The sequence below is a fragment of the Methanothermobacter wolfeii genome (assembly GCF_025397995.1).
Taxonomy (GTDB): Archaea; Methanobacteriota; Methanobacteria; order Methanobacteriales; family Methanothermobacteraceae; genus Methanothermobacter; species Methanothermobacter wolfei.
Window position 1 is genome coordinate 1500372 of record NZ_CP104550.1, and the last position, 20469, is coordinate 1520840.

At 44.4% G+C, this 20469-nt stretch carries 33 protein-coding genes; 1 reads left to right on the forward strand and 32 read right to left on the reverse strand.

The features are described 5' to 3' along the window. Positions 1-3: 3 nt before the first annotated feature. From N5910_RS08175 to N5910_RS08310, 28 genes are all read right to left on the reverse strand, one after another. Entirely contained in the window at positions 4-420 is a 417-nt protein-coding gene (locus N5910_RS08175) for a hypothetical protein (protein ID WP_015971194.1), read from the reverse strand. Next, positions 405-806, reverse strand: coding sequence for an HK97 gp10 family phage protein (locus N5910_RS08180; RefSeq protein WP_015971193.1), 402 nt, complete (start codon positions 804-806; stop codon positions 405-407). Before N5910_RS08180 ends, N5910_RS08175 begins: the two co-directional genes overlap by 16 nt. Positions 807-811: 5 nt before the next feature. Beyond that, positions 812-1123, reverse strand: a complete 312-nt coding sequence (locus tag N5910_RS08185; RefSeq protein ID WP_261599549.1) for a phage head closure protein — start codon at positions 1121-1123, stop codon at positions 812-814. Between the two features lie 16 nt (positions 1124-1139). Continuing rightward, positions 1140-1460, reverse strand: a complete 321-nt coding sequence (locus N5910_RS08190; protein ID WP_015971191.1) for a hypothetical protein — start codon at positions 1458-1460, stop codon at positions 1140-1142. Positions 1461-1531: 71 nt separating this feature from the next. Beyond that, the gene (locus tag N5910_RS08195) at positions 1532-2476 is read right to left on the reverse strand and encodes a phage major capsid protein (RefSeq protein ID WP_015971190.1); all 945 of its coding nucleotides are present in this window, start codon (positions 2474-2476) and stop codon (positions 1532-1534) included. A 14-nt stretch (positions 2477-2490) separates the two neighbouring features. Next, positions 2491-3648: an XkdF-like putative serine protease domain-containing protein gene (locus tag N5910_RS08200; RefSeq protein WP_261599550.1), complete on the reverse strand. Its 1158-nt coding sequence runs from the start codon at positions 3646-3648 to the stop codon at positions 2491-2493. Between the two features lie 133 nt (positions 3649-3781). Next, entirely contained in the window at positions 3782-4387 is a 606-nt protein-coding gene (locus N5910_RS08205) for a hypothetical protein (protein ID WP_015971188.1), read from the reverse strand. Positions 4388-4527: 140 nt separating this feature from the next. Beyond that, entirely contained in the window at positions 4528-6150 is a 1623-nt protein-coding gene (locus N5910_RS08210) for a phage portal protein (RefSeq protein ID WP_015971187.1), read from the reverse strand. Further along, the gene (terL, locus tag N5910_RS08215; RefSeq protein ID WP_261599551.1) at positions 6143-7519 is read right to left on the reverse strand and encodes a phage terminase large subunit; all 1377 of its coding nucleotides are present in this window, start codon (positions 7517-7519) and stop codon (positions 6143-6145) included. Before terL ends, N5910_RS08210 begins: the two co-directional genes overlap by 8 nt. Next, positions 7491-8012 carry a putative small terminase subunit gene (locus tag N5910_RS08220; protein ID WP_015971185.1) on the reverse strand — a complete coding sequence of 174 codons (522 nt, stop codon included), beginning with the start codon at positions 8010-8012 and terminating at the stop codon, positions 7491-7493. Before N5910_RS08220 ends, terL begins: the two co-directional genes overlap by 29 nt. 40 nt (positions 8013-8052) lie before the next feature. Next, positions 8053-8277, reverse strand: a complete 225-nt coding sequence (locus N5910_RS08225) for a hypothetical protein (RefSeq protein WP_261599552.1) — start codon at positions 8275-8277, stop codon at positions 8053-8055. Next, positions 8274-8411 carry a hypothetical protein gene (locus N5910_RS08230; protein WP_191216622.1) on the reverse strand — a complete coding sequence of 46 codons (138 nt, stop codon included), beginning with the start codon at positions 8409-8411 and terminating at the stop codon, positions 8274-8276. Before N5910_RS08230 ends, N5910_RS08225 begins: the two co-directional genes overlap by 4 nt. Positions 8412-8498: 87 nt before the next feature. Next, positions 8499-8711 carry a hypothetical protein gene (locus N5910_RS08235; RefSeq protein WP_261599553.1) on the reverse strand — a complete coding sequence of 71 codons (213 nt, stop codon included), beginning with the start codon at positions 8709-8711 and terminating at the stop codon, positions 8499-8501. A 2-nt stretch (positions 8712-8713) separates the two neighbouring features. After that, positions 8714-9049 carry a hypothetical protein gene (locus tag N5910_RS08240; RefSeq protein WP_015971183.1) on the reverse strand — a complete coding sequence of 112 codons (336 nt, stop codon included), beginning with the start codon at positions 9047-9049 and terminating at the stop codon, positions 8714-8716. A 99-nt stretch (positions 9050-9148) separates the two neighbouring features. Beyond that, positions 9149-9538, reverse strand: a complete 390-nt coding sequence (locus N5910_RS08245; RefSeq protein ID WP_015971182.1) for an ASCH domain-containing protein — start codon at positions 9536-9538, stop codon at positions 9149-9151. Then, a complete protein-coding gene (locus tag N5910_RS08250) occupies positions 9516-10994 on the reverse strand; it encodes a PIN domain-containing protein (RefSeq protein WP_015971181.1) in 1479 nt (492 codons plus the stop codon). Before N5910_RS08250 ends, N5910_RS08245 begins: the two co-directional genes overlap by 23 nt. An 11-nt stretch (positions 10995-11005) precedes the next feature. Continuing rightward, positions 11006-11329, reverse strand: coding sequence for an STAS-like domain-containing protein (locus N5910_RS08255; protein WP_015971180.1), 324 nt, complete (start codon positions 11327-11329; stop codon positions 11006-11008). A 49-nt stretch (positions 11330-11378) separates the two neighbouring features. Beyond that, the gene (locus N5910_RS08260) at positions 11379-12134 is read right to left on the reverse strand and encodes an ATP-binding protein (protein WP_261599554.1); all 756 of its coding nucleotides are present in this window, start codon (positions 12132-12134) and stop codon (positions 11379-11381) included. 510 nt (positions 12135-12644) lie between these two features. Further along, on the reverse strand, positions 12645-13109 hold the full coding sequence (locus N5910_RS08265) for a hypothetical protein (RefSeq protein WP_015971178.1): 465 nt from the start codon (positions 13107-13109) through the stop codon (positions 12645-12647). Beyond that, on the reverse strand, positions 13106-13390 hold the full coding sequence (locus N5910_RS08270) for a hypothetical protein (protein ID WP_015971177.1): 285 nt from the start codon (positions 13388-13390) through the stop codon (positions 13106-13108). The genes N5910_RS08265 and N5910_RS08270 overlap by 4 nt, the downstream gene beginning before the upstream one ends. Before the next feature lie 2 nt (positions 13391-13392). Further along, positions 13393-13626 carry a hypothetical protein gene (locus tag N5910_RS08275; protein WP_261599555.1) on the reverse strand — a complete coding sequence of 78 codons (234 nt, stop codon included), beginning with the start codon at positions 13624-13626 and terminating at the stop codon, positions 13393-13395. Positions 13627-13628: 2 nt separating this feature from the next. Further along, entirely contained in the window at positions 13629-13871 is a 243-nt protein-coding gene (locus N5910_RS08280; protein ID WP_261599556.1) for a hypothetical protein, read from the reverse strand. Positions 13872-13959: 88 nt separating this feature from the next. Then, positions 13960-14427, reverse strand: a complete 468-nt coding sequence (locus N5910_RS08285) for an SWIM zinc finger family protein (RefSeq protein ID WP_015971175.1) — start codon at positions 14425-14427, stop codon at positions 13960-13962. After that, positions 14427-14612 carry a hypothetical protein gene (locus tag N5910_RS08290; protein WP_261599557.1) on the reverse strand — a complete coding sequence of 62 codons (186 nt, stop codon included), beginning with the start codon at positions 14610-14612 and terminating at the stop codon, positions 14427-14429. The genes N5910_RS08285 and N5910_RS08290 overlap by 1 nt, the downstream gene beginning before the upstream one ends. Then, positions 14612-15136: a hypothetical protein gene (locus N5910_RS08295; RefSeq protein WP_015971174.1), complete on the reverse strand. Its 525-nt coding sequence runs from the start codon at positions 15134-15136 to the stop codon at positions 14612-14614. Before N5910_RS08295 ends, N5910_RS08290 begins: the two co-directional genes overlap by 1 nt. A gap of 42 nt (positions 15137-15178) precedes the next feature. Continuing rightward, entirely contained in the window at positions 15179-15301 is a 123-nt protein-coding gene (locus N5910_RS08300; RefSeq protein WP_261599558.1) for a hypothetical protein, read from the reverse strand. Beyond that, positions 15295-15435, reverse strand: a complete 141-nt coding sequence (locus tag N5910_RS08305; RefSeq protein ID WP_261599559.1) for a hypothetical protein — start codon at positions 15433-15435, stop codon at positions 15295-15297. Before N5910_RS08305 ends, N5910_RS08300 begins: the two co-directional genes overlap by 7 nt. Further along, a complete protein-coding gene (locus N5910_RS08310; RefSeq protein ID WP_015971173.1) occupies positions 15436-15888 on the reverse strand; it encodes a hypothetical protein in 453 nt (150 codons plus the stop codon). It abuts the gene before it with no gap. 131 nt (positions 15889-16019) lie between these two features. Between N5910_RS08310 and N5910_RS08315 the strand changes: the two genes are divergently transcribed. Beyond that, the gene (locus tag N5910_RS08315) at positions 16020-16196 is read left to right on the forward strand and encodes a hypothetical protein (protein ID WP_191216210.1); all 177 of its coding nucleotides are present in this window, start codon (positions 16020-16022) and stop codon (positions 16194-16196) included. A gap of 244 nt (positions 16197-16440) precedes the next feature. Here the strand turns inward: N5910_RS08315 and N5910_RS08320 are convergent, their stop codons facing one another. From N5910_RS08320 to N5910_RS08335, 4 genes are all read right to left on the reverse strand, one after another. After that, a complete protein-coding gene (locus N5910_RS08320) occupies positions 16441-17649 on the reverse strand; it encodes a tyrosine-type recombinase/integrase (RefSeq protein WP_015971171.1) in 1209 nt (402 codons plus the stop codon). A 312-nt stretch (positions 17650-17961) separates the two neighbouring features. Then, complete coding sequence (coaBC, locus tag N5910_RS08325) at positions 17962-19110, reverse strand: bifunctional phosphopantothenoylcysteine decarboxylase/phosphopantothenate--cysteine ligase CoaBC (protein ID WP_074359478.1); 1149 nt, start codon at positions 19108-19110, stop codon at positions 17962-17964. A gap of 11 nt (positions 19111-19121) precedes the next feature. Continuing rightward, on the reverse strand, positions 19122-19619 hold the full coding sequence (locus N5910_RS08330) for a transcription elongation factor NusA (RefSeq protein ID WP_074359479.1): 498 nt from the start codon (positions 19617-19619) through the stop codon (positions 19122-19124). 321 nt (positions 19620-19940) lie between these two features. Then, a complete protein-coding gene (locus tag N5910_RS08335) occupies positions 19941-20468 on the reverse strand; it encodes a PsbP-related protein (protein WP_074359480.1) in 528 nt (175 codons plus the stop codon). Position 20469: the final 1 nt, after the last annotated feature.

The following is a 20469-nucleotide window of genomic DNA, read 5'->3' on the forward strand; positions in this document are numbered from 1 at the left end:
ATATCACCTCATCATGTTTTTCACAGTGAGTGTGATGTCAAATGCGACGTAGTATCGCGTATCATCCATCACATCCTGCCATATGGCCTTATCCCAGGCCTGTACCATCACCCTTGCAGTGCCGAGATTCGTGTACATGAACTCAGAGGTCAGCTTTTCAAGGACAGTGTTCCGTTTCTCGATAGCATCTGTGATACCCTCAGCCACCTTCCAGATCCCTGTGATGTGGGCCTCGAATTCCCCCTCGTAGGCAGAACCATTCAAAACTGGTTCGAGGCGTTTGAGCTTTGAGATGTTCAGTATTATGACTGATTCACCCTCAATCCTCTCATTGAAGTCGAGGACGACAGTGCCGACTCCAAGTTCCTCCAGTTTCTCCTTGAATAGTAATTCTATCTCAGAGATCATTCTCTCAACCACTCTATGAGTGTTTCCTCCACCACACCCTCAGGTGCACTGTACGCCACAACGGCGCTGAAGTAGTCATTTGGTGGCGCGGGTCTCGCATAGGCGACTGGATGGGGTAGTTCAGGCCACCAGAGAGCTTTCCTCCGGACCGGGAACACCCATCCACGTCCATGGAGTACGAATGGGAGGTAGTATGCGAGGTTACTTAGTTCACCAGTGCTTCCTTCGATGCTGATGATGTGGCTGTCGCGGAGATTCCCTGTCTTTACTGGGGCTGTGTTCTCAGCGATCCCCTGGAGTTGATTCAATATCTTTTCAAGGGTCTCCTCGATTTTCCCTTGGACCTCATGGGGTTTCTCCATGAGAGCATCTGGCTTGTCTATCCTGATCTCTATCATGGCATTCACGTGTCCGCTATCCTCTGTAGGGTTGCCTCGATATGTGTCCTGTTCTTGATGATACTAGTAACGGTGTACTTGTCCTCGCCGATGAGGATGTGGTCCCCTCTCATGATGGACACACCGAGTGGTATGAGTACGTATGCGTCATAATCACTGATCCTCTGCCCATTGATGATGCGTTCCCCTCCACGGTTCACATGGAAAAATGCCTTCAGAGGCCTGGTATCATCCTCGTAGACTGGTTGTCCTCGCTGATCCCTCTCCTTCAGGCTGTGGTGCACAAGTGTAACCTCCTGTCCATACCTCCGTAGCAACCGTTGGAACCCTCCTTTAATCCTCTTCATCACCATCATCCCTTGGTCTCCAGATCCTCATACCCTGTAGTCTTAGAAGAGCATGGGATAGTCTCCTCCTCACATCCTCAGCCTGTTCTGTGATGCTGAACCGTCCATCGGTGAAGTTCATGTCCTTTGTGAGGTCATTGAGTATCATTGCAACCACATACTCGTCCACGATGTCCTCAGGTGCATGGGGGTTGATCCTCTCAGCTCTTGCCCTGTACTCTTCTATTTTCCTATCTATGAATGCCTGTAGGGATTCATCCGCTTCGTCCAGGCCAAGATGGATGTAGATGTCATGCTTAGGGTTCATTTTGCATTCCTTCTATCACCATGGCAAGATAGTGTACTGTGATTATTAGGAGGGATCTACTACTGCCATTCTCATCCACCTGAGGACATGTCTATGACCGCAGCGACTGCCGCATTCTCATCCTCATAGTTGCAATCTGCTCTGAGGCTGGCAATGTACTCAGTCCTCCTCATCGCAGCGTCACGTTTGGGTTCTATCCTGATATTCCTCCAGAACCCGTATACGAGGTTCGTGGGGACCGTGAGGAGGGCCCTTGCTTTATCGTCGCCGAGGGCATCCAGGGCAGGGACATACTGTATTGGTATACCATCATACTGCAGTCCCGTGGCACCTATGAGGGCCGAGTCACCGAGTCCTGTTTCCCTGACGAGTAGCTGCTTCCTGTATCCGTTGTATATCTCATTGGAGACGTAGAACTTCATCCTTGGCTTGAGCTGCAAGTACCTCGTGTCCAGTTCATCCATCATGCCGTCAAAGAGGTTGAGGGGCCAGTTCTCATCTTCAGGTTCTGCATCAGTATACTGGTTCCCTGCAAGCTTCATCCATCCATCATTGATCCTGTAGAGTTCCCTGCCAGTGGTGAGGCTGGAGTCAGCATGTAGGAAGAAGCACTCCAGGTCATAGGTGACTCCACTTGCAAGGAGTGATGTGATTGTCTGTTCGAATGCTGACTGTTCTATGTTGTCCTCCAGGGCCTCATCCTCAAGGACGACCTTGGTTACGAGTTCTTTCATCTCCAGTGTATTGGTGCTCACGGTCACTTCATCAGCAGTCGGGGCAACCTTTGTCCCTGATGTGTTCCTGCCAGGTTCCAGTTCAACACCGAGGCTTATCCTTGAAATGTCCACCTCATAGGACTTGAGGGCATTCAGGACCCTTGCATCCTTTATTATCGCGGAGTTTTCACGGACTTCCCTGACGAACTCCCCGAACCTCTGAACCGCGAGTATCCCTTTTCCAAGGTCAGGGACGTCTATCTTAGGGGTTATTTGGAATGGTTTGTTCAGAAAATCCATATTACCACCTCATATCATCTTTTTATGGGCCTGCCGAAACGGTCAACACCCATGATTTTTAAGTCACTTGCATCGTTATGCTTCTTCTCAGCCACCTGCCCCTTCAGGGATTGTGGTTCTACTTTGGACGTGGCGGCTTCATCGACTACTTGTTCGGGGTTTACTTTATCTTCGTCCTCATCATCATCCTCTTCTTCCATCATTTCATTGAGGCGTTCATGTATCTTGGATATCTCTTTTTTCAATTCCTGGATTGCTTCTAGGATGGTATTTGTGGTTATTTCCTCTTCCGGTTCTGGTTCTTGTTTTTCATCCTTCACAGCCTCTCCCCCCTCATCATCATCGAAGTAGGATTTGAGGGTTGTGAAGATCTGCTTCAGGAGAGATTTCTCATCCACATCATCACCTCCATCTCGTTTGATGCTCAAGTATTTGGCCTTAGGGACGGCAGGCTTGTCAACTATTGAGATAGTGACAACTTCCCATGGCCATCCCAGTTCACGGAGGGTTGTCTTCGGGTAAGATTTCTGTGCTTTCTGTGCGGGCACGGCTGTGATGCTGAATCCAGTATATTTCCCCGTCTTCACCCCCTCCCATATGCCGTCATCGTAGATCCTCGCTGTGATCATCCACGTCCCCCGGGGTAAGTGGACGCCATTGATTTCCTCATCAGCACGGAGGATGTAGGACTCCACTGGTCTGGCGACGTTCCTGAACCTATGCATAATGTCAATGTTCTGGTAGTCCTCCATGAACTTGTAGGCAACCTCTTCAACCTGTTCCGCCGTCACCACATCCCCATCTAGGTCAGGTTCATCCGGGACGAGAACAGGTCCTGTGACCAGGCGTTTATCCTTGTTTATCTTCACGGCATGGTTCCCATACTGGAGGGTGTATGTTTTCTCCGATGCCTCCTCCTTGGCCATCTCGAGGAGTTCGCTTGCAGCATCATATATCTCCTGGTTCCTGGGCGCGCCTCTGGCCCCCGCAGTGTAGGACTTGATGGCCCTGAGCGCCTGGATGTACACTTCACCTCCACGGCCATAAGGGTAGGCATAGGCCTCAGCGGTGTTGGGGTCGGCCTCAGGGTCCTTCCCGAGGTGGAATAGTGCATATTCCTCGATATCCTTGAAATCCTCAAGGTTGGGTTTCTCCCACTTGCCATCATTCACCTTCCCGGCTTGTATCAGTCCCTTGGCATGATCATATCCTTTCCTATTCAGTTTCCATGTCACAACATATCACACTCCTATACTCTATAATGGGAATGGTGGTGGGGGTACAACCTCAAAATCAATGCCGATATCACTGAAAATCCTCCATGATCTCATCAAAGTACTCAAGGTCAGGGCCGCTGTACTCTGAAAGGTCATCTATTGGGTTCCCCTCTTCATCACAGGGCTCCGGATGGCACCTACAAAAGGGGTGAGGTATGTGGGGGAACCCTTCAACCCTGTAGGGTGAAGCGTCCTCATATTCTTGGCAGGTATCGCAGACATGATCATCCCCCATAGTCACCCAATTCAAGTATAAGTCCCGGCCATAATCCTCCGCGTGCCGCCTGTACGCCTCTATCTCAGCATCTCTCTCAGCATCCCGGGTCAGGTAGATTACTGCAAGGCCCAGGAAATAGATAAGCCCCCTCATATCAGTCTCATCCTCTGATGGGGCCTCATCCATATCCTCATCCTTCATGTCCTCAAGGGCGGCTATGAGCTCATCATATTCCCTACGGGTCACACCATATTTTCTGATGAACTCCTCCCTTGTGAGGGCCTGCAAGTCATCTATGAACGCCTCTACACTGGAGACCCTCACCCGGTTCATGATATGCTCTGTGGAGTCCATGAAATCATCTATCATGGAGTTCAGCTTCTCTGGGTTGTAATCTATTCCTCCGGGACGTGCCATCATCTCACCATGAGATTGTTAGTAGGGAGCCGGCCAACCACCCATAAAAGCCATGTTAGGAGGGATTTGCAGCGGACAGGGGGTATTCTATTGGCTGAAGAAAAAACAAGTGTTGTGGGGGTTGGTTGGCCGACAAAATATTACAGTTCCCTCCATCCTATGACTTTGTAAAGGTAATGTCGTATCCGCTCCACTATATCATCCACAGAGGCTGCCAGGAGATCCTCATAGGCCTCTAGGTTTGATGGTTTGGGGGGGATCATGGAGACGCCCCTGTTGATGGCTGACATGGTCCCCATATCCCCTGCTATGCTGAGCATCTTCTTACCGTTTTCATATGCCTCCGCCCTAAAGTCCGATAAAACTTCATCGATTTTTTTCTTTTTATCCTCTAGTGGGGACTCTGAGGATATGATCTCCTGGATGCGGGGCTTGTACTTGGCATAGGTCCTCTTGATCTCATTGATCTGGTTCTTTTCATAGTTCCTCTTCTGCCGCTTCATAGCAGACTTGCCTATGCTAGATGGGACCATGAACATGTCAGGGCCCCCATCCAAACCAAAGAGTTTCTCCCTAACCTCAGAGGGGGTGAGAACACCACACTGCACCAGGAGAGCATAATTATGCACAAACTCTGATTCCATGAGAATCTCCTCATTGAAGACGAACCGGGCGCCAGGGTCCAGTTTGAGTTGTATGAAATCCGTTAAGACTGATGATACGATCTCCTGTTGGGGGCGCACAACAGATTCATAGTAGGTGCGCCTTGCCACCTCAGCAAAATTACCACCCAATGGCCCCACGTCTGTTATCCCCAACCTGTAAGGGTCGATCATATGGGCGGCGGCGATATCATGTTTCTTTTCAGCCGCATATTCCCTGAAACTCAGTTCCTTCTGTGAAGTGTTGAGGGGGGTGAACGTAACTTCAACCGTGTCTCCCCCGGGGATTGAGAAGACAAGGGGGGTATGGGGGGCCTCCTTCAAGTACTTAAAGTTGTCCTCAATGAGGCCCTGAAGCACTGTTCGGCCTGTGGGTTCACCATCCGATCCTAATTCCATTTCATCCTCAAACTCCCCAGTCACAGTGATAACATAGCTGGGGATCGTGTAATTATCAAAAAAGGCGTAATTATACTCATCAATCTTTTGCATGGCCAGTATAGAGGGGGCTGCTGAGAGGTACCTGGGGACTCCATAGTAGCTGCAGATTGGTGAAGGCAGATGGATAAAGATAATCTCATTAGCCCCCACACCATCCTGATCCTCACCATTATCCGGGTTAACCTCCCCCTCATACCGGTAATCCTTAAAGTAGGTTACATGGATCCCATCCCATGTTTGCATGTACCTTGAACCATCCCTGTGCACCCGGACCGTATGGGCGGGGATATAATCCAACCGGACAGGCTCACCCTGATCATCCCTGACAACCTCCAATGTACAATAATTGAAGACCTGCAAATCCTCAAGGGCCTGAAGGAGGATGAACTCAAATGAGGGCCTACATGCCCTCAATAACTCCTCAACCCCACCATCATCACCATCTATCAGGTAGCCTGTACGGAGGATATCATTAGCCTTAATACTGCAGGCGCTGGCATGATAAGGATTCACCTGTAATAGTGAGAGTAGGACTAGTGGGTGGACCTTGGGTTCAACGTACTCCTCAAATCTATCCTCCTTAAGGGCCTGTGAATCCGTATCCCCCTTGATTGCCCGGTATTTCTCTAATGATTTGATTGATAAGTGATAATTAAACATGACTCATCCTCCTGAGAGGTCCGGAGATATAGATCTTCCTCTTCTTCCTCATCTCCATGGCCAATGTATTGAATGCTCCGCTGAAGGCATCGACCTGGTCGTCATGCACGCCCTCAGAAGGGAATGCTTCAAGTTCATCAAGGAATGCCTGTGTCCATGAGGCCCTTAAAACCTTAATGCGAAAGGATTCAGCATAACTGGATACTGGCAGGGCCCGTGTCGTCTTATCACCAGTTACCCTGTCCGCCCGGAGCGTGTAACCCTGCAGTAGACTCCGCAGGTAATCGGTGACAATCTTCCCAGAGGACCCTGGTTCCTCCTCCTTGGCTATGATGACTTCCCGGCCATCCTCCTCAGCGGTCCTCAAGACCCTGGCCTTCACCTCACCAGGGGATCCTCTGAATCGTTGAATATCAAGGACATAGTAGTAGTCATCCTGATCAACACCCATCAATAGGCCCACCGTGTAATCAGGATCATTCGAACCATCATGGGGGGTTGCTGCAAGGTCCCAGTACCTGAGTTTCATCACCAAGTCATGGGGTGGTGTGTCTATGATCTCAAACCATTCCCGCCTGAAAACCCCGCCCTGGATGCTAACATCCCAGTCACCCTCTTTTAGTTGCCGACGTGTGACATGGTCAAGCATATTCAGGGCCTCTTCATATTCATCCCGGTTAAGATAAGGGTTTTCCCTCCAAGTGGAGGGGATGAATGTCTTTTCACCTGTAATGAACCGGGTTTTAACCCATTCATGCCCAATACCTCCAGGGTTACTGGTGGCTCTGAAGCGTAGGGGTATAGGGTCATCCGCTTCTTTTCTTAATGACCTGAACATGAACCTGTACTGAGACTCCAGGAACTCTGTGAGCTCATCGAATGCGATATAATGATATGATGACCCCTGGTATCTGTAGCGGTCCTTTTCATGTTCCATATGCCCAAACTGCAATGCAGCGCCGGAGGGGAATGTCCACCGTTTTTTCTGTTCATTCCACTCTGCATCCGTCCCCCCAAGCCAGTCATTTGCCATGTCTATAAGGCCTCCTTCCTGGCTGAGCTCAGGATAGGTTCGGCGCAGGATTAGGGCGGCGTAATCAGAGTAATGCACATACTGCAGAGCCCCCATAAGTAAAGCCACTGATTTACCGCCACCTGCAGCACCACCATACAGGACTTCACGTTCATCTGACAATAAAAACTTAATCTGTTTATGGAAGGGGTTCACAGGGATATATGGGTTCAATATTATCGTTGAATAGAACAGCTTCAATTCCCTGTCAGAGAGGCCCTGGAGGATGCTTCGAATATTCTCTGATTCTTTCAGTTTCTTTTTCCAGTCAGCCACCTTCACCTTCAGCCTCTTCATCATCCAGGCCTTCATCCATACCCTCATCCTTCAGGTTCTTCGTGGCCGACACAAGATCCTCCAGCAAATCCTCCAGTTCACCACCACTTTCACGGTGTTCATGTATCTCAGTAGGATCCCCCAGGCCTAATGCTATTGCTAATCCAAGGTTATGGAGGTCCTTAGATGTCTGTAAAGTGAGGCCTTCCCCTCCATTCTCGATGGATTCAATGTAACCCTCCAGTGTGAGGCTGCAAGCCTTAAGGTATTTGCTCCAGAGGTCAGCATAATACTCCTTTGACTCCTCTGATAATTCTTCACGCGCTCTTCTTATCTCCTGGAGTTGTTTCTTCTCGTACTGGTATATCCTCTCCCGCCACCTGAGTTTGGATGACCATCCTCTGATTGTGTCATATGAGTATCCGAATTTTTCAGCGACTTTTTTCAGGTTTCTTTTGTCGCCAAGGGAGTAGTAGTATTCGAATGCTTTCCTTTGGGTTGGTGTTTCTTTCATGTGTGATCATGTGTTTGTTTGTGTGATTTTGTGGGTGGGGTTATATTGTGCGTATGAGTGTGATGATTATTGGAATGATCAGGGCTGTTAGGAGTATCATGGTGATTTTGTGGTAGGCTTTGAGGGTTGCTATTTCTGCTTGGAGGTCTATTAGCATTTTATTGGTCTCCTTGATGTCGATGATGTCGTATTCAACGTTTTTCAGTCTCTCCTCTAGGCTTGTTATCCTCTCTTTTTGTATGCATCCATGTCCCTCTTTTGTCATGTTGTTTCTCCTGGGCGGGCTATGTATCCTGCGATGGCCCCAATACATGCAGAGCCTAATTCGTATTGTTTGAAGTACAAGGATATCATCCCCAATATGATAAGGCCTGTGAGTCCTAGTGCTTCACGATCCAATTTTGTCACCTCAGTTCTCTCCTATAATAGTATGTAACGTAGTCGGAACATCAACAGAGTTATTAGAGAATACTGCAAAACTGGTGGTTAAAGTAGGAGGCCCCAGGGTAAGTCCAACTTCACTCCACCAACATAACAACAAACACTTGACAGGACCAAACCACATGACCTGCAGCAAATATTATACTCGGCATCCAACTCAAAATGGATACCTTCACATTCAGGGCATTTCTCCTCCTCACTCAAAAACAAATTATAATTATCATATACTTTGACCTGGAATATCCTGTAATCCTGCAAATTCATCCCCTCACAACAGGGGATCTGCTACGATAATATTGGAGAAGATTCCTGAGGACAGTAGTGTACAATTTATAGTTAACATTGTATTCCTTAAGGATAGTGTACCTGTCTATCCTTAGGGGATGGCCCGTTGATTCCTCCTTGATGAATACTGCAAGGGCCAATAGGACCTGTTCCATTGATGCGCGCTTATGTAATTGTTTGATCCCCACCCTCCGTGTTATGTAGAGTATTCTTTGTATGTCAGTCCTGTTGAGGTTGAGGTCTGCAGATATTGTCTCCAGGAAGAAGTAGTGTTGAGTATGTCTCCATTCACCATTAGAAGAATTATGCATATCATATCTTCGGTTTAAGGATTCACTTACTCCCATATACAAAAATAAAAAAGCATAGACTATAAAAATTAGAGGTAGAATGAATTTTTATGGGGACTATTAAATTAGATGTGATACTTGTTCCTCTGATATATATCTAAAGCTTTGAGGGGGCCTTATATTGTTTAAGGATAACTCCAGTGGAGGATCAAAAGGTTTTAACTCCTTGATGGGTATTGCATAACCTTTTTTAATACCGCGAAAATAATCAAAAAACTCCCCCTGCGTCAAACCGGATTCCTCGTGATAAAATTCCCATAGAGTCTGGGGGTCTTCTTTTATCACTTTATTATAAGTAAAGGAAGCCACAATTTTTTTTTCCGGGGTCGTTGAATAAATATAAACTTCATTAATCTTTTTTTTCCAAATAGTTTTTCGGAACTCATATCTTTTATCGCCACTCATTATTTTTTCTACATATTTAGGTTTAACTGAAAGTAAAACTTTCATTTTCCCACTCCTCCTTAATTCTTAAATAGGTCTTATGGCTTATCTGTTTGATTGATTGAGGGTATGGTTCCCCGACTTTTGATAACGGAAATTCGTTAAAACAGCCAATGAATATAAATGAAATTGCCTGACCTTGCACAAAATTTTTAAGGTCTTCTTCTTCATAGAATACTGCTCTTTTCCATACATAATTCCTTAGATTTTCTAAATTATCAAAATCTCGCTTAACATCCACAACAACCCCGACACATGAAATCGTTTTTTTCCTCGATTTGTAAAAAATTAATATATCCCCTGGGGCCAATTTTTTTATCTTAGAGTTAGAAAGATATATTTTTTTTATGGAATTGCCTTCAACAAGAAAACTGTATGTTTCTAATAATGAAGTTTGTCTATTATAAGTCTCAATAAATAATTTATCGTGGTACTCCCCTTTTATCGGGACCAAAAATTTTTTAACATCTGGACCATCATAAAATTTTGGATAACATTTTTTAATTTCTGCTGTAGATACTGGTTTACCCTCAGTGATCAATGACTTAAGAAAAACATCCTCAGGTTGGGGATTACCATACCTTTTTTTAGATCCTACTTTCTCGAATCCATATTCGGATATCAACTTAACAAGATAGTCATCTTCTTTAGTGTAGTGAGTCAAATAAACTTCTTCGAAATTGTTTTTCAAGGCATAATGCAATGACCAACGAATAAAGAATTCCCCTACTTTATACCCTGTTTCTGTTACAATTAAAGTTGAGAGCTTCAATCTTCTTTTTAGTGGTAACTGGTCATTATCTAGAGGTATTGGTTCCTCCTCTTCTTTATAAATTAGTAAAGCCCCATAAGATCCATCGTCTTTTTCATAGAATAGAACATCCCTACCTTCTCTCTTTATTTTCTTAAGCCAGTCATCAAAATCTGGATACTCTTTTCGCAGGCCATCAAAAATTTTATCTTCAAAATTTAACATGTTCGCTTTAGTCTGCTTAATAAGAGGAGGGGTTTTTGGGGGTTTAAAGTCTAGGATGTCTAACGCCTTTTTAACACTCAAGAGCCTATCTTCTAGGTTGAAAAGAGCGGCTTTTCCCAAAAGGCGTTGATCTTCAGTTATTAAAAGGTCAACATGATCCTTTGACAGCAAATAAAGTAATGAAATATCAACATAGTCATTATCTTTAAGTTTATTAAGATCTTTACCTAACTTCTCACAAAACTCTTCATCTTCTTCAAATCTTGGCGGATCTCTAATGATTGTATAGGTTTCAATTTTGGAGAGAACAATTTTTCGACGTTTTTCATTCTTATCTTTGTGGAGCTCCTTTATAGAAAGAGGGTGAACGACGATTTCGAAGCCTTTCCTTTTATTTATAAGCTTTAAAAGTCTTTGCAGATCCCTCCCAAGAACTTTCTGATCTTCCCTGTAAATCAAAATATTAGTGTCCACAAGGATTTTCATAATTTCACCCCTTAAATTAGAATGAGGGGTGATTCCTTAACGGGGTGTACCTTAATTTTATTGGGTCTATTAAAAGAATTCTCAACAGCATCTAACATTCTCTCTATTGAAGGCTTCTGGTTCTTTTCGATGATATTTTTTGTTGATCTTGATTTCTGTGTGAGATATTCATGAGCAAATGATCTGCTCATAAATTCCACGCCTTTGAAATCTAATTCCACATTTTCCACTTCTAATTTATTTATTTCCTTAAAGAGATAAACTGCAGAATCCCTAAAACCTAGAGTCTTATTAATAAAATTCTTTATTATTATTCTCTCAGTTTTATTTTCCATACTTCCAACCTCCCTAACTTATCTCATGATATAACCTCTCCTAAATATATTATATATAATCATATATATTGATTGTAGTTTTATATACTCGGAGACTGACTAGGGTTCCTTGGAATTCATTGGGCTTCCTGAGAAGGTAGTTTTCGGATGTCTCTTGAGAGTTATAAAAAACTCCCCTTCGGGATACCACTAACATTTCCCCACCATTATCTTTAAAAATGTGAAGTATACTATTAAGACCATAACCTCTCTCATGAATATCTTTAGTAGATACTCCATTCATAGCTTTAGTTATAGCATCTGAATCATCCTCAAATGGGTAGTCATGTTTCTCAAAATTCCCAGGGATACTTATACCATCATCAAGGAAACATATTTCCATAAAACCTTTTTTAGGATACTTTTGAGCTAGTATATAACTTGAATTGAACTTAGAGTGCTGATAAATGTTATCAGTTAATTCACAAAGTAAGTATGACAGAGCATTTTTCCCCCCATAATCTTCATCTAACATATCATGCAAATAATCTAAAATCTCTTCAGACTTATCATTTGTTAATTGGACAAAGGGGAGATAAGTACTTCCTTTGATAACTTTCCCTTTCTCCATAATTTTTAAATACTTACTTATTTCAGGACTCGCTCTACATTTAAATGAGAATTCTTGTTTTAAATGGAAAACCGGGAGAAGGGTTGTTGGATAAACCCATGACAACTGCATTAAATTTAGTTCCCCGTTTTTAAAAGTTTGGGAAGCTATTTCACAATATTTAACATAATTTTCAACTAAGGTAGGGTCTCTCATCATAGTGTATATTATGAAGATTACATATACTAATTTTTATCTATTACTACATCACTTTTAATATTGATGTTTAACACACTAACTCCTTTTATTGCATATACAAAGAAAAAAAGATGTATGTACATCGGCGAAGGTATCCCTGGGGAGCTTTGTACAGTCGACTGTACATGCCCTGTACAGCTGTATGTACATGATGTGCTGGGGGTACTCTCGTCAATGTATGTACAAAGAGAAAAAGATGTATGTACATCGGCGAAGGTATCCCTGGGGAGCTTTGTACAGTCGACTGTACATGCCCTGTACAGCTGTATGTACATGATGTGCTGGGGGTACTCTCGTCAATGTATGTACAAAGAGAAAAAGATGTATGTACATCGGCGAAGGTATCCCTGGGGAGCTTTGTACAGTCGACTGTACATGCCCTGTACAGCTGTATGTACATGATGTGCTGGGGGTACTCTCGTCAATGTATGTACAAAGAGAAAAAGATGTATGTACAAATAGATAAATTTATAAGGAGACTCCCATATCTAAAAGTAACCTTAAAATCTCCTCTTCAGGAGCCCCATAGATCCTACTAGCAACCTCTATCAGATCCTCACCACGATCATTAACAACCTCACTGGGGGAAACCATACCCTCTCTCTCCTCAAGTCTCTCCATAACAAACCTTGCAGCTTCCCTCACCTCCCTCATGGGTTCATCAACAGGCTCAGAAAACCTCTCTAACTCTCTTTTCAATCGATCCTCTTCCATATTCAATCTTTCCAATTCTTTCTCTAATTCAATCTTCCTCTCAGATATCTCATCTAACTCTTCCCTGAGTGCTTTCAGATATAACTCTGGGATTATACCCTTATTCTTCCTGAGTAACCTTGCAAAATATTCGATGGCATCAGCATAGGTGTACCTGCTTTTCTTAATAGTCTCCTTATCAACCCTTGAAACCCTGACATTTATTCGCGCGGTTTTCATGGTGCTTCACTGTTTAAGACCCCTTTTAGCCTATTTTTCTCATGATATTCCCTTAATTTCTCCTTACTCTTCCTTTCATCCTCATCGTACTCTGACGCCATCCTTCTGAGGACTTCTCCCACAGGAATCTGTCGCATCAGTGAATAGATGCTCATTGTCTCCCTGAAGTAGTAGTTCATCTGGTTCATGAATAACTGCATGACCCTATCCAAGTCAACATCATTCTCCATGAAGAACTTGTATAGTTCATCGTCTACTCTTAAAGTCACTTTAACCTCCAAGACTATTGGCCCCCCTCGTCATCTAATAATTTCTTTAGTGACATTATTGTAACAGCCACCAATGTCTCTGACTCCCTTATACTTGTACCTTTAATTGTGGCCTCTAAGGCGATTAGAAGCGCTTCCAACCCAATTAATGGATGCGCCCCCTCATCACGGAATAACCTCACAGTCTTAAGAGCTAATTCTTTACTTTCCTCAAAGGCTTCCTCGGTCAATATAAACTTGTCATCCATTACTACGCCTCCAATGTGTACACCCTAACTGGTTTCCCATACTTATTCACTGTTATACCCGTAGTTGCCGCCACCCTACGCGTGTAGATTGTGACAGCCTGCCGGGTTACATCATAATTCCTTCCGAATTCATAGTTGTGAAGGAGTAGCCTGTGCAACTCCTCCACACTCAACTCCCCATATTCTCTGAGTAATTCTTTTATGGCCTTCTGGAGATCTCGCCTTCCGCAGATCCTCCTCTGCATCCTTCTTCCCCCCATCTATGGGCCCATCTGATGAGTTTACTCCATGCTTCCATAGCACTCTGGAGTTCTTCCTCATCAACGTTTCCTCTCATCCTTTCACCCCCAGGGTGGTTTGATCAGCGGGGATCCTTTCTTCATGGATCTGGCTTTTGGGGAGCCAGTAAGACTCCCCTTTGGGTGTTCTTAGCAGTATGGCCTTGGGTGTTTCATGTTCTATTGTTCCTGTCACTCTTTCTCTGCTGAGTCCTTTTTCTTCAGCAAGCCAAGCAGGCACTTTGAATGTGCGCATGCATTCATGGTCACCGTATTCTTCATATGATTCGTTGAGTATGTGCTGCAGGACTGCCCAGCAATGTTTGCAGATATATGAACCCTCATCGCCATGACGGTACTGGTAATCAGGGCATTCGCATCGTATCATGTTATCCAGTACTGTGACAAGGTATTCCCCATTCTCTGACCGGGTGATGAATGGTAGTAATGCATCATCCCCAGGTAGAGGTTCGACTTGGATGTTCTGCGCCTTCCGCAGCCTCCGTAGGTGTTCTCCTGCCATCAGCGCATCCTCCTCTCAAGGTATTCTCTCTCGATGTTCACATAGTCCAAGTAATAGAGGATGGCGTCATTGATGATTTCATTCATGGATAGTTTCACTCCTTCGTTCTGTGCTGTTATCACAATGTCTTTCAGGTAAGTGTACACTCCTTCAGGGAGCATTATGCTGGTCCTGACTCTATCCATTAGTTCACCCCTAGTTCTTCCTTGATTTTGAGGTACTCTGATTCTGTGACACCACCCTCACCATAGACTTCATCAAGCTTTTCCAGCACATTCTTTAGTGTTGTCGTCCCTTTGTCGGCGCGGGTTAACATGATAAGTGCCTGGATGCTTTTGTCCTGGAAGTCATTCTCATGGAGAACTCCTAACTGTGTGGTTTGATTGAGTCTTTTCACCTTCACTGTGTAACTGTGGTATTCCGTACCATTCTGTGACTTTGCCTTTCCATTGTATGTGATCCAGACACCCCATCCTTCCTGTATCCTGTCAAAGTATTTCTCCAGGGCCTTGTGGCCTTTCACGTAGTATTCCCCGTCTGCTGTTTGGAGGGTCATGACTTTTAGGCTGCCGAGTTTTGTGTGTATCTCCTTGATGCCTTTGCAGATGCCACGTATACTTTCTCCCTCCATGGGGTTCCAGAACATTGCTGATTCGTTCAGGTCTTCCCATCCTTTATCATTCTCTAATTCCAGTAGCAGGTCATTCAATATTCACACCCCCTTTAAGAGTTTTTTCCATATCATCAACCCCTAACATCCAAGTGTGTGGTATGGTGCAACTTCAAGTGTCTTCATAAGTCCCATGAAAATAAAAAAGAGGAGTATTAGGAGGATGAGGATCACAGCCCTCATGTTCAGATCGGACATCACCATTCATCCCCCTTCTCAAGGTCTAGTTTTAGCCATTTCAGCACATCATCCACAGTCTTCCGGTACTTGTGTATATCGTCAATGTCTCTTGCTAGAAGGAGTCTGTTGTAAAGTTCCTTTTTGGTTAATGGCATCATTTACTCCCCCTCCATGAGTATTTCCCGGATTCTGTTGTACTCTTCCACTGATTCCTCATCCGTGTATGAGAGAATGTCAAGATAGCCGAGGTAAATGTGTTCTTCGTCTATGGTGATGTCATTCTGTGTTTCCCCGAGGTCCCTTGTGAAGTCTTGTATGTGTGCTGTCTGCCCGGCGCTTTCAAGGATGTTCCAGGCCAGACTGGAGAGGTATCTTTCGAGGGCGCGGATGGCCTCGGGAGTGATTCTCGCGTTTCTCTTGTTGCGGATGCCGAGGATCTGGTCGTGGACCATCTCCTCGAGTGGGGGTTTTCTGTTCATGATTTTCACGATGACTCTGTTGAGTTCATCGTATTCTTCCCAGGCCTTTCTTGCTTCTTCTTCTCGTCCTTCTTTTTTTAGTGCCTGGTATTTTCTCCAGGCTTTCTCTTTTTTTGAGAGGATTGGTTTCATGTCTGATCAACTCCTTTTCCTTTAGTAGTATATTCTATCTCTTAGTATATATTTTTTTTGGTATATTGTTATTTTGGTATGTTGTTATTTGAGAGGATAAATATATAAGATATGCACACCGAGAATAAAACATGAAAGAAAATGAAAAAATACATACAAGCATATACATAAACTCAAGAAAGTTCAAACTCTTCAAAGTAATAGCGATGCTCAAATATGAGAAAAGCCCAATGACCTCCGCCTGGGAGGAAGCCATCGATCTTTTCATAAAACACAACAAAGAATACTTAGAACACCTTGAAATGTAATCCATGATCAAAAGCCCCCCACAACTCAATGTCTGATCAACTCCAAAACAGTTAGGGGGGCACCTATATATACAGCATGAATTCTACTATACATTGTATCCCCCTGGGATGCACCGCCTCAGGAGGGGGTCTTGTATTTTCTTGGTGGGCGTCAAGAATATACCCCCCATCCTGAGGCTTAACTAATGATAATAAATATAAAATTAATAAGAATAGTGAAGGAGAGCATCAGAAAACTAAAGCATTATCTTTCAAGTTTTTCCAGTATCTCCGGATGAGACGATATAAGATTATACAACTTCTCAGTCTTCCTCACCCACTCTCTTAACTTCTCCTGAGACTCACGCAATTCTTTAATCTCATTCTCCTTCTCTTCCAGTTCTTTCACAATCTCACGAACCTCAGGGGCCATTACTCGTCTTGTAACAGTCTTCTCAAAAGTCAAAGATCGCATCCTTTTTCTGTATTCTCTTTCAAGGTGATCTATATTCACTTTGAAATACGCCTCTGTGACTGGATTCACTTTATGACCAAGCAGCCAATCAATTGCCAGCTTATCCATTCCCTCCTTATAAAGGATGGTCGTGAAAAGCTTCCTAAGTTTGTGGGAAGTTAAACGACGATTACCCGCTGCATCCCTTCCAAGATAGAATCTGTCATTAAGACGATTGAAAATGTTAGCATAAGTGATCGGTTTGAGTCTATCTCCATTTTGAGTTGAAAATAGAGGCTGAGTCTCTTTTAAAGGTCCTCCATTTAATCGACGGTACCTTAGATAGTCAAGGATTTTTATATTAGCCTCAGGAGTGCTGAAAGTAACATATGGCATTCCTGTCTTTACTCTATTTACCTTCCAAACTCCAACAATCTCTTCATCTTGTATGCGTTTTCTGGCATCCTCATAATCCTCTCCGAGGACATTGAAACCTATGGCCTTATTATAATCAACAACATTGAGTCTTCGAAGTTCCGCGGATCCCATCCCACTGGTGAGGTGCAGGAGGATCATGGCTTTTTCCCGTGGATGGGTGTTGTCCAGGACATTTTTGATCTCATGGAGATTTATAAGATCATCCATGGATTTATTTTCAGGTCGAATTTTGTATGTGATCTTTGGGGGGTCAATCTCATATTCATTGTATAGTGCTTTGATTTTGGAGATGTATAATCTGATAGTTGATCCTTTGACCCCCTGGTCTTGTAGGTGTTGAATGTATTTTAGGAAATATTGTCTGATCTTGCGTTTTCTTCTTTTAACCCCTGAATCTTCCTCTTTTTCCGCTTCTTCTATTAATTCTGTGATTGTTTTTCCTGTGACTTGTGAGTAGTGTTGTATTGCTGCAATGTATGTCTCTATAGTTTTTTCTTTTATGTTCCTGGAAAATATGAATTCTTGTAGGAGAGGGTCTTGGAGAAGTTCTTCTTTTGTTGGGTGTGTTTTCTTGGTGGGCATGGATGGTATGTATACTCGCATTGCAAATAAAAATATACAATAATAGAAAATTTTTAATAATAAAGGTATATATTGGATTAGTTACATAATTATAACCCCAGCTGAAGGCCATAATTTCACCTCCAGGTTATTGCTTATAAATGGGCGATAACCTGGATGAAAACCTATTTTTCATTTATGATTTAAAAAAAGTGAGTCTCCTTCTGCATAGAGCAGCCCTATTATTCATTAAGTAAAAAAAAGTAATTCTCCAGCAGCGACCCTGGACTCAGGGAAAATGAATAAAGCCCATACCATCTGTGCCAGAACCGCCTAAACCTCCAGGCCGAGTCTCTTCATTATCTCCCCGATGATTAACCCTGCAAGCTCCTCCTTCTTCATGGTGGGGAGTTCAGTTACCCCTTCAGAGACTATGATTGCCCTGTTGTTCTCGGAGCCAAAGCCCTCCACCGAGACATCATTTGCAACAACCATGTCAGCAACAGAATCCTCAATCTGCTTCCTTGCAGCCGCTATAAGTTCCTCCTCAGAAACGCCGTGTTCTGCCTTGAAGCCAACTATAAACGCTTCAGGATTGGTTTCACGGGCCATCCTGATTATCTTGGGGTTTGGTTTGAGCCTCAGTGTAATCTCCGAGTCCGATGAGATCTTCTCTTCACTGTAAACCGGTCTGAAGTCAGAGACCGCTGCTGCTGAGACGAATACATCATGTTCTCCTATGAGTTCAGCCACTGCCTCGGCCATTTCATGGGCTGTTTCAGCCCTGACGGTGCGGAGCTGTGACGGTATATCAACCGAGACCGTGCCTGCCACCAGGGTGACGTCAGCACCCTGTATGTAGGCCTCCCTTGCAACCGCAAGGCCCATCCTCCCGGAGCTCCTGTTTGTTATGACCCTCACAGGGTCTATGGGTTCCAAGGTGCCGCCAAGGCTTACAAGGACCCTTAAACCCCGCATTTTACCTTCAGAGGCCTGTCTCAGTGCCTCAAGGGTTATGGTGTCAATATCAGGGAATTTAGCCTTCCCCTCATCCATTCGGGGCTCGAGGAAGGCGACTCCCTCCTCCTTAAGTTTCCTTATGTTCTCAGCGGCGGCCTCGTACATGGCCTCATGCATTGAGGGCACCATGAGAATGGCTGTGCCCCTGCCGGCTGCTGTTAGAAGGAGTGATGATATGGGGTTGTCTGCAAGTTTATATGCCAGTTTACCTATTATGTTTGCTGTTGCAGGCGCCACCAGGATCAGGTCCGCATCGGAGTATTTAACGTGCTCTATTTCCCCTGTGAGTTCCAGTACCGGGGGGCTTCCTGTTGCAAATTCCATGGCATATGGGTGTATTATCCTGCAGGCGTCCTCGCTCATGAAGCATTTGACCTCAGCCCCCTTCCTCCTGAGTTCACGGGCGAGTTTAACGGCTTCAACTGCAGCCACGCTGCCGGTAACGCAGAGCACAACACGCATTTTACCATTCCCTATCTATCATCAATAACAACCACGGTCTTCTCGCCGGTGAGCATTTCAATTATCTCATTGAGGGTTTCAAGGTTTCCTGGCACGCGGCGGGCGTCCTCCTTCATGACCCTTATCTTGAAGCGCTCCACACCGTCCTTGCCGAAAACTATGTTTATGCCTGAGATCCTGGCGGGTGCAAGGACGTCCTCTGCCACTGATTTGAGGTCAGCGTTTTCACCGACCACCCTCACCTTCTTTCCTATCTCCCTTGATATTGCCCTAACTATCTTACCGCCTTTTCCTATGAGTTTACCAACCTCTCCGGGTTCTGTGATGATTATAACAATTCCGTCAAGGTCTATGGCCTTCTTGAATCCGAGCTTTCCCTCTCCGATCCTGTATAGAACCTTTGCAATGTCCACTTCGGTCTGGGTTACCTCCCCTGTTTTAAGTTTATTTTCACAGCCCTGACATAAAATTCCGCTTTTAAGACAGACATCGCATATTGGCAGTACCATTATTTATTCCTCCTTTTCTTTACTGGTTAACCCTAATTATCATGAATAAGGTCACATTCTACCAGGTTTAAAACCCAGAAAAGCCTCTAAACCTCTGGAGATAAAATAAAAAGAGCCTGTTCAGTTATCAGTACAGTGACCCCTATAATTTAATAATATCTTTGACAGATATAAATTTATAGTTTTGCTTTAACGGTGCGGATCCAGGTACCATCCCATGGGGCTAGCAGGATACCGCGAATGTTACTGGGATGGGATGTGGATATTACACCCTTTTGTCGGGGCCCTGTCTTCAATATAAAAAATAATGGAGTTGTCTGATCAGAGGAACCTTAAAGTGCTGATGATGAGGTCAAAGTTCTTCTTTTCAGAGTCAAACCTATCTGCAGGTGCCGTGCAGAGTATGACATAGACGTTCCTGTCCCTCTGTATCCATATGGCCCTTCTCTTCTTATAGGTGCCGTTCCCGGTTTCCAGGTAGATGTTTTCAACTGCCCCGTATCCGTTGATGGTTGTGTTGCTCTCCGACACCCTCCGGTAGCTTGAGTTGCTGAAGAGGGTATCATAGTTCTCCCTGTACATATCATAGAGGTTCCCCTTAAGTTCCCTGACCTGTATGACAACCGATACCTGTGCAAGGCCCCTGTCATCAACCGAGGAGGGATCTGCAACGGCTGCTACTGTGTCATTGGCCAGTGAATTGGCAGCTACCCAGTTTAAGGGGTATTCAAATGATATGTTATTCTGTGAAAAGGTTTTTGTACTGTTCCCGGTATCGGTGGTTGTTGATGTGCATCCGGATACAGCAACAGCAAGTACCATGAAAAGAACTGTGATGTACTTCTTCATG

Bases quoted from the DNA above. Each gene is read 5' to 3' on its own strand.
- N5910_RS08320 (WP_015971171.1), bottom strand. From the start codon at position 17,649: ATGCCCACCAAGAAAACACACCCAACAAAAGAAGAACTTCTCCAAGAC.
- N5910_RS08250 (WP_015971181.1), bottom strand. From the start codon at position 10,994: ATGAAAATCCTTGTGGACACTAATATTTTGATTTACAGGGAAGATCAG.
- N5910_RS08255 (WP_015971180.1), bottom strand. From the start codon at position 11,329: ATGGAAAATAAAACTGAGAGAATAATAATAAAGAATTTTATTAATAAG.
- N5910_RS08315 (WP_191216210.1), top strand. From the start codon at position 16,020: ATGAAAGAAAATGAAAAAATACATACAAGCATATACATAAACTCAAGA.
- N5910_RS08305 (WP_261599559.1), bottom strand. From the start codon at position 15,435: ATGATGCCATTAACCAAAAAGGAACTTTACAACAGACTCCTTCTAGCA.
- N5910_RS08335 (WP_074359480.1), bottom strand. From the start codon at position 20,468: ATGAAGAAGTACATCACAGTTCTTTTCATGGTACTTGCTGTTGCTGTA.
- coaBC (WP_074359478.1), bottom strand. From the start codon at position 19,110: ATGCGTGTTGTGCTCTGCGTTACCGGCAGCGTGGCTGCAGTTGAAGCC.
- N5910_RS08330 (WP_074359479.1), bottom strand. From the start codon at position 19,619: ATGGTACTGCCAATATGCGATGTCTGTCTTAAAAGCGGAATTTTATGT.
- N5910_RS08190 (WP_015971191.1), bottom strand. From the start codon at position 1,460: ATGAACCCTAAGCATGACATCTACATCCATCTTGGCCTGGACGAAGCG.
- N5910_RS08260 (WP_261599554.1), bottom strand. From the start codon at position 12,134: ATGAGAGACCCTACCTTAGTTGAAAATTATGTTAAATATTGTGAAATA.
- N5910_RS08290 (WP_261599557.1), bottom strand. From the start codon at position 14,612: ATGGATAGAGTCAGGACCAGCATAATGCTCCCTGAAGGAGTGTACACT.
- N5910_RS08195 (WP_015971190.1), bottom strand. From the start codon at position 2,476: ATGGATTTTCTGAACAAACCATTCCAAATAACCCCTAAGATAGACGTC.
- N5910_RS08310 (WP_015971173.1), bottom strand. From the start codon at position 15,888: ATGAAACCAATCCTCTCAAAAAAAGAGAAAGCCTGGAGAAAATACCAG.
- N5910_RS08265 (WP_015971178.1), bottom strand. From the start codon at position 13,109: ATGAAAACCGCGCGAATAAATGTCAGGGTTTCAAGGGTTGATAAGGAG.
- N5910_RS08220 (WP_015971185.1), bottom strand. From the start codon at position 8,012: ATGAAAGAAACACCAACCCAAAGGAAAGCATTCGAATACTACTACTCC.
- N5910_RS08210 (WP_015971187.1), bottom strand. From the start codon at position 6,150: ATGTTTAATTATCACTTATCAATCAAATCATTAGAGAAATACCGGGCA.
- N5910_RS08240 (WP_015971183.1), bottom strand. From the start codon at position 9,049: ATGCATAATTCTTCTAATGGTGAATGGAGACATACTCAACACTACTTC.
- N5910_RS08205 (WP_015971188.1), bottom strand. From the start codon at position 4,387: ATGGCACGTCCCGGAGGAATAGATTACAACCCAGAGAAGCTGAACTCC.
- N5910_RS08180 (WP_015971193.1), bottom strand. From the start codon at position 806: ATGATAGAGATCAGGATAGACAAGCCAGATGCTCTCATGGAGAAACCC.
- N5910_RS08245 (WP_015971182.1), bottom strand. From the start codon at position 9,538: ATGAAAGTTTTACTTTCAGTTAAACCTAAATATGTAGAAAAAATAATG.
- N5910_RS08225 (WP_261599552.1), bottom strand. From the start codon at position 8,277: ATGACAAAAGAGGGACATGGATGCATACAAAAAGAGAGGATAACAAGC.
- N5910_RS08285 (WP_015971175.1), bottom strand. From the start codon at position 14,427: ATGGCAGGAGAACACCTACGGAGGCTGCGGAAGGCGCAGAACATCCAA.
- terL (WP_261599551.1), bottom strand. From the start codon at position 7,519: ATGAAGAGGCTGAAGGTGAAGGTGGCTGACTGGAAAAAGAAACTGAAA.
- N5910_RS08300 (WP_261599558.1), bottom strand. From the start codon at position 15,301: ATGGTGATGTCCGATCTGAACATGAGGGCTGTGATCCTCATCCTCCTA.
- N5910_RS08280 (WP_261599556.1), bottom strand. From the start codon at position 13,871: ATGCAGAGGAGGATCTGCGGAAGGCGAGATCTCCAGAAGGCCATAAAA.
- N5910_RS08275 (WP_261599555.1), bottom strand. From the start codon at position 13,626: ATGGATGACAAGTTTATATTGACCGAGGAAGCCTTTGAGGAAAGTAAA.